The sequence below is a fragment of the Acetobacter fallax genome (assembly GCF_011516735.1).
GTDB classification, from domain to species: Bacteria; Pseudomonadota; Alphaproteobacteria; order Acetobacterales; family Acetobacteraceae; genus Acetobacter; species Acetobacter fallax.
Window position 1 is genome coordinate 21,311 of sequence record NZ_WOSX01000043.1, and the last position, 6,839, is coordinate 28,149.

4 protein-coding genes and 1 pseudogene are annotated in these 6,839 nt (G+C 64.3%); 1 reads left to right on the forward strand and 4 read right to left on the reverse strand.

Features of this window, described 5'->3' with window-relative positions:
- Positions 1–35 precede the first annotated feature (35 nt).
- Genes GOB85_RS15545 through GOB85_RS15555 form a run of 3 tightly spaced genes read right to left on the reverse strand, consistent with a single transcriptional unit; the run spans position 36 to position 3,425 of the window.
- Entirely contained in the window at positions 36–1,331 is a 1,296-nt protein-coding gene (locus GOB85_RS15545) for a class II D-tagatose-bisphosphate aldolase, non-catalytic subunit (RefSeq protein WP_173578415.1), read from the reverse strand.
- A gap of 50 nt (positions 1,332–1,381) precedes the next feature.
- The gene (locus GOB85_RS15550) at positions 1,382–2,335 is read right to left on the reverse strand and encodes an SIS domain-containing protein (protein ID WP_173578416.1); all 954 of its coding nucleotides are present in this window, start codon (positions 2,333–2,335) and stop codon (positions 1,382–1,384) included.
- On the reverse strand, positions 2,322–3,425 hold the full coding sequence (locus tag GOB85_RS15555; protein ID WP_242011561.1) for an N-acetylglucosamine kinase: 1,104 nt from the start codon (positions 3,423–3,425) through the stop codon (positions 2,322–2,324). Before GOB85_RS15555 ends, GOB85_RS15550 begins: the two co-directional genes overlap by 14 nt.
- A 521-nt stretch (positions 3,426–3,946) precedes the next feature.
- Here GOB85_RS15555 and GOB85_RS15560 point away from each other — a divergent pair.
- Entirely contained in the window at positions 3,947–6,274 is a 2,328-nt protein-coding gene (locus GOB85_RS15560) for a beta-N-acetylhexosaminidase (protein WP_173578417.1), read from the forward strand.
- 120 nt (positions 6,275–6,394) lie between these two features.
- Here the strand turns inward: GOB85_RS15560 and GOB85_RS15565 are convergent.
- Positions 6,395–6,732, reverse strand: a pseudogene (locus GOB85_RS15565) (IS5/IS1182 family transposase); the annotation flags it as partial.
- Positions 6,733–6,839: the final 107 nt, after the last annotated feature.

Genomic DNA, 6,839 nt, shown 5'->3' on the forward strand with positions numbered 1-6,839 from the left:
GGTAGCCACACCGCACGCTTAAAAAATACTAACGGTCAGACGCCTTTTCCGGACCCCGGCGCGCACGCCGCGCCATACATGTCCAGCACATCTGTCACCGCTGCAATAACGATTGCCCGAGGCTCCCGCGCAATCTCACCCGAACGCAGCCTCGCAAACAGAGTCGGCAGAAACTGACTGATCAGAGGGTCCGGCATCCCGGTGTCCGCAAGCTGCGAAAACAGCGTGTCTACCGCCTCGCCGGCCTCCGGCTTCGGCCAGTAATAGCGGATGCGATCACTCCAGGCATAATGCCGCAATACTCTAAGCTGCGAAGAAGACCCTTCGTAATGGCCCGCCCAGTGCGAAGAATCATGCAGCATCACACGCTCCATCACATCCCGCAGACTCTCCTGCTGCGGCAGCAGCGCCCCCCGCAACGCATCCAGCGCATATAGCGCCTCACGCAACGCAAACGTCAGACCGGGCCCCACCTTCAGCAGCGCGAACCCATCCTCAACAAGAGCCCGCAGCCCCTCCGCGGTCTGGTAATCCGTCGAGTGCGCCTCAAAAATCTGCCCAGGCATCCCGACCAGCGCGTCCGAAAGTGACCGTGCCCGATCACGGTCGTAAAGAGCGACCTCTTCAACCCCGAACTCAACACCCGGCTGAACCACCAGCGCAATCACCCGTGACCACACCTCGTCGCCCAGCGCCGCGCGAAACATAGTCTCGTGGAGCCGCAACGTCTCCGCAGCGGCAGACGGACTCGTCGGCGTCAGATGGTCCAGCGCCTCAGCTGCCCCGCCCGGAACCGGAACTTCCGTCCCGATCACATAAACCACCCGCCCCGGCGCCACAGCCTCCGCCCGCCCGGCCAGCGCACAGGCCCGCGCGGCGACAATGTCGTCCGCCAGCGCCGCGGGCTCGCCCGCACACCCCATGCTGGCATCCAGATGCAGCTTCACGAACCCCGCCCGCGCGTAAGCCTCAACCATGTCGCCCGCCCGGCTCAGCGCCTCCTCCGCCGGAAGCGTCTTCCACGGACTGGGACCAAGATGATCGCCGCCAGCCAGGATCAGATCGGACGGACACCCGACTTTCTCCGCAATTCCGCGCAGAAGATCGAGAAAATCCACCGGCGTCATGCCCGTGTAGCCGCCCTCCTGATTGACCTGGTTGCAGGTCGCCTCGATCAACACAGGCTCCCCGAGCCGCGCCGCCCGCCCGAGAGCCGCCTCAATGACCAGCGGATGCGCGGAACAGACCGACGTCAGCCCCCGCCGACTCCCGCGCGGCGCCAACGGATCATGGATCTGCTTCACAAGATCAAAAAATGGAGCAATCGACATGACAACCCTTCAGGCTCGGGAAACAGATGACCACACGCCGTCGCGGCGCATCAGCCGATGGTAACGACCTTGGTCAGATGACGCGGCTTCAGCGTGTCGAGACCCTTGTCCCGCGCCACATACTCGCCCAGCAGCTGGAGCACCGGCAGACACACCAGTGGCCGCACCGAAGCCGGTCCGTCGACTGGCAGCGTCACCGTACCCGGCCCGCCAATCCCGAGAACGACAGCGCCCTTTCCGATCAGTTCGTCAGCCAGCCTGGCTTCCTCCTCAATCGTGTCAGGATGATAAAGGATCGTCACGAAAGACCGCTCATCGATCAGACTGACCGGCCCATGACGATATTCCAGAGGATGATGCGCCTCCGTCTGGCTCAGACTCATTTCCTGAAGCTTCAGCGCTCCCTCACGCGCCACGCCGTAAAGCGCGCCGCCGCCAAGAAACACAAAATGCCCGCGACCCCGGATCAGCGAAGCCAGATGCGGGTCCGCCATATCCAGCAGGGCGCGCGCGCGCGCCGTGGTCTCAGGCCCGGCGTCCACACCAGCGTAGCGAAGCCCCATCAGCAGCATGAGACTGGCCGAAGCCGTCATCACGATGTCCTCCTCGGGATGCGTGTCGGACTCAACCAGTTCGTCCGCCTCTCCGCAAAGCGTGCTCCCAGGCGCGCAGGTGAACGCCGTCACCGGCAGCCCCGCCGCCCGGCTCGCACGCGCCGCCGCCACCGTCTCGGTGGACTCCCCGCTGCGCGACAGCGCCACAACCCGGGGCGAAACCGACGCGGGAACATAACTCGTCCGGCGACATGTCCACTCGTTGCCCGGAACAGCCCGCGCCATCACGCCCTGCTCACACAGCGTCGCCGCGATCGAGTCCGCGATGTGCACGGACGTGCCGCAGCCAACCACCGCATGAACCACGGAAGGATCAGCCTTCACGCCTTCCATCGACAGACGGTCCCAGAACGGGAATTGCTCCCGAATACCACGCTCAGTCGCGTTCATCCTGCGTGTCCTTTTTCCTGGAAGCGGGCGGAGGCGCCAGCTTCGGCATCATCACATTCAGTCCGGCCGCGCGGTCGCACGCCCCCGGATCATCAATCGGACCCTCACTCAGCCCGTCAGCCGACAGCCCGTTCGTCAGGCCTGCGGCCAGACGGGAAATCCACGCTGCATCCACACCCCAGCCCGCCAGACCGGCGGCCTCCAGAACCGCGCCCCCGACCGGCGGAAGCAACGGGGGCCGCGACGCCCCGCAACGCCGCTCGACGGCGTCCAGAAGCGCGGCACTGGCGAACGTCCCGCCGCCATGGCTCCACGGCAGCCCCTGATCCACGAACGCCTCATTCGACAGCGCCGCGCGCGCCGTGCTCACATGGCGCGCAAGATGCGCTGCCGCCCGGTCAATCAGCGCCAGCGCCGAAAGATTCCCTTCCGCCGCCAGATCGCCCATGCACCGGGCGACCGCCGCAACCGCCGACCGCTCATGGTCAAGACCCGAATACCAGGCGAGAAGCGCCGCCCTGATCCCATCACCCTCGTCCGTCAGACCAAGATAACAACAAACCGGCTCCACCAGATCGGCAGCCCCGACGTCGCGCCCGTCCAGCGCCTGCGTGAGAAGGGAAAGCGCCTCACGACCGATCCAGAAGGCGCTGCCCTCATCCCCGAACAGAGGGCCCCAGCCGCCGACACGGATATTGCGCCCGTCAGCCCCGCGCGCCCACGCCATCGAGCCCGTCCCCGAAAGCAGCAGCACGCCAGGCCCGCCGCCAAACGCCCCGAGACAGGCCATCTCAACATCATTGCGAACCCGGACCGGCACCGGCAGCAGCGAACCCGCCAGATCGTCCTGCTGCCGCGTGGTCGCCGTGCTCTCGCCATGCCCGGCCATCCCGAACGCGGCGGCCCGGATCTGAAACGGAACCGGCGGGCGGACAATGCCGGCGATGACGTCTGCCCAGCACGGCTGGTCAAACGGATTGGAGCCGCCGGCCACGCGCCGGACCAAAACCGTCGCATCCCGAAGAACGCCGATCAGCAGCGTCTTGGAGCCGCCCCCATCGAGCGCCAGAATGCCGTCGGTTTCAGTCATTCAGGCAGATCGCCGGAAAACGGGCTGAGGAAAACAGCACCATCCAGGGAGCAGCAGGGGAGGCGACAAGGAGAGCAGCGGAACAAACGGCCCCGAAAGCAGCCCGGAAAACCACCTGTGAAACGGAACAGGTCCGCCTGCTGCATCTCTATACACCTCCTCACGTCGCCACTCCTGACGGCGACCATCATCCGCCAGTCGATCAGGAGCGGAACCATCTCTATAAAATCATACATATGATCGTATATGATTGATGTCAAATAAAATGCGTGCATTCACCGCTCGCAAACTGCGTCCGCCAGCGCCCACGCCCACCTGATTTGCGACATTTTCCCTCATCAGACCGCCCGGAAAGAACCATCGCATGGCCGTAGATCGCCACAAAATGTCGAATACTCGCAAATCATAGCGCAAATATGGTCACTCTCCTGTTGTGCATGCGTGCTTATGATCGTTATAGTTACGAAACAGAAGCACAGGCGCGCAGGACGCGCTCCACGCGACAAACGAGGACACACCCCATGATGCGCCCCTCCCATCGCCGCCCGCTCGCAACAACGGCGCTCGCCGCCCTGCTCTTCACCGGCGCGCAGGCCAGAGCCGACGACATTCCGCCGCTGCTGCCGCTCCCCGCCAGCATGACGCTGGTCGCAGGCCATCTCAGAATTCCCGCAACGCTCCCCGTGACGACCGACAACGTCGCCCCCGCGCAATCCGACATCCTGCTCGAAACGCTACACTCCCGGTCCGGCCCCACCCTCGTCGCCGCGCCTGCATCCCGTGCAACGGGCACCCCCGCAACCCCCACCCTCCACTTCCGCCTCCTGCCCGCCGATCCGTCAGCCCCCGCCGAAAGCTACGATCTGACCGTTACGCCGACCGGCGTCACCATCATCGCCCACGATCAGGTCGGCCTCTATTACGGCGCTGTCACCCTCGCCCAGCTCCTCTCCTCCCCGACAAAAACAATCCCGGCGCTCCGCATCCGCGACCAACCCCGCCTGCGCTGGCGCGGGATGATGGTCGACTCATCGCGGCACTTTCAGACGCCCGACGACATCCGCACAATGATCGACGCCATGGGACGCCTGAAACTGAACGTCCTGCACTGGCACCTCACCGATGACCAGGGCTGGCGCATCGAAATCCGCCGCTACCCGGAACTGACCCGCATCGGCGCCTGGCGTCACGCCCCCGATTCCGGCCCGAACGGCGACGGCGCCCCCTATGGCGGCTTCTACACGCAGGACCAGATCCGCGAGATCGTCGCCTACGCCGAGGCACGCAACATCACCATCGTCCCGGAACTCGACATGCCCGGACACGCGCAGGCCGCCATCGCCGCCTACCCGGAAATCGGATCAGGTGGCACGCCCACCCAGGTCTCCACCGTCATGGGCATTCACCCCTATCTCTACAACACCGACGACCGCACCTTCACCTTTATCGAAAACGTCCTCACCGAAGTCCTCGAACTCTTCCCGTCGCGCTTCATCCACCTCGGCGGCGACGAAGCCGTGAAGGAACAGTGGCGATCCTCCCCCTCCGTGCAGGCCCGCATGCGCGCCCTCGGCGTCAGGGACGAAGAAGCTCTGCAAAGCTGGTTCATCGAACGTCTGGGAACATGGCTTGCCAGTCACGACCGACGCCTGATCGGATGGGATGAAATCCTGAAAGGCGGCCTGCCCCCTTCCGCCTCCGTCATGTCCTGGCACGGCGTGAAGGGCGCCGTCGCCGCGGCGGAAGCCGGCCACGACGCCGTCATGGCGCCCTCGTCATCCCTCTATTTCGACTACCTGCAAACAAACCGCGACGAAGAGCCTGCCGGCGGCCGCTACCCCATCGAATCCCTGGCGACCGTTTATCAGTTCGACCCTCTCCCGCCCGGAACCACTCCTCAGGTGCAGCAACATATCCTCGGCGTCGAAGGCGCGCTGTGGACAGAATACTTTACCTCCGGAGCGTCCGTCCTGCACGCCGCCTTCCCTCGGGCCAGCGCGCTGGCTGAAATCGCGTGGACACCCCGCCCGCTCCAGAAATGGGACAGCTTCCTGCACCGCCTGCCCGCCGAAATGCGCCGCGAGTCAGAACACGGCGTCCCCGTCGCGGACGGCGCCTTTGCCGTCACCCTTCAGGCCACGCCGTCAGACACGCCAGGCCGCATCACGCTCACCCTGTCGAACCAGGCGAACACCGGCCTCATCCGGTACACGCTTGACGGCACCGAACCAGATCAGACGGCGCCGCTCTACCGCGTCCCCCTCCAGGCACCCGCCGGCGTCACTCTCACGGCAATCCCGTTCGATAAGGCGGGGCACCCGCTGGCCACCCCGACCCGGCGCGTCATCACGCCCGACCTCGCGGATCAGCGGACAGGATCGTCCTTCATCGCCTGCCCCGGCGGCAAACTCTCCGTCCGCGTCCCCGCGACGCCAGACGCCATCGTCCCCGCGACGCCAGACGCCATCGCCCCCTCGCCTTACCTGACCATCGACCGCAACCACGACTGCGTCGCCATCCCCGTCACCAGCCTCTACGGCACGAAATCCCTGGCGGTGGACCTCATCCCCATGAGCCGCTTCTTCGGAACCCCACAAGACGACCCTTCCGACACGCGCGCCGCAACAGGCCCCGGCTCCGCCCTCCCGCCGAACACGCTCGCCGTCCGTACAACCGACGAGCCCGATACCGTCATCGGTTCCGCCCCGCTGCCGATCGGCCCTCTCGGCAAACCACTGCATCTCGTCGTCCCCATCACCGCCCAGGGCGCGCACGCCCTCATCCTGGACTCGCCCGAAAGCCCGGGGCGCCCGTATTACGGCTTCGAAAGCGTGACGATTATACGATAAACGCAATCGTTTCTGTCCGAATCATAATAAAACGCAACCAAGTGAGTGTTCGAAAAACTATTGACTGACGTCGTAATCACCTGATTTCATGCAGAGTGATGGTTTCTTGGTGCTGACTTGCTATGCGGCACTGCTGATCCTTTCGAGGAAGAGGAAGCCGCGCATATTATAGGTGATGTTGGTGAGATCGATCCTCATGGTGGCCTGATCAATGCCGACTGTGCGGATGAACAGCCCGATCTGTGATTTCTGGTGGGCAAAGACATGCTCGACGCGGGATCGGATGACCGGCTTCCCGGTATTTCACCGCTGGATATGCCGGGTATGGGTTTGAGATGCGATTTTTTCCGGCGGATCTTTGAGATAGAGCCCTGCTTTTCCATGAGGGTCTCGCTGGCTTTTGAGCGACAGGCCATATCCGCCCATACGCTCGAAGCTGTATTGCTTTTATCCACTAGCAGCCTGTCGGGTTGGGGTACCCTGTGAAGGGGTAAGGTTGTAAGGTGGTGAGATGAGCAGCTTCATCCCGTCTGACCGGTCTCAGCCGTATCTTCTGCCTCCTGAT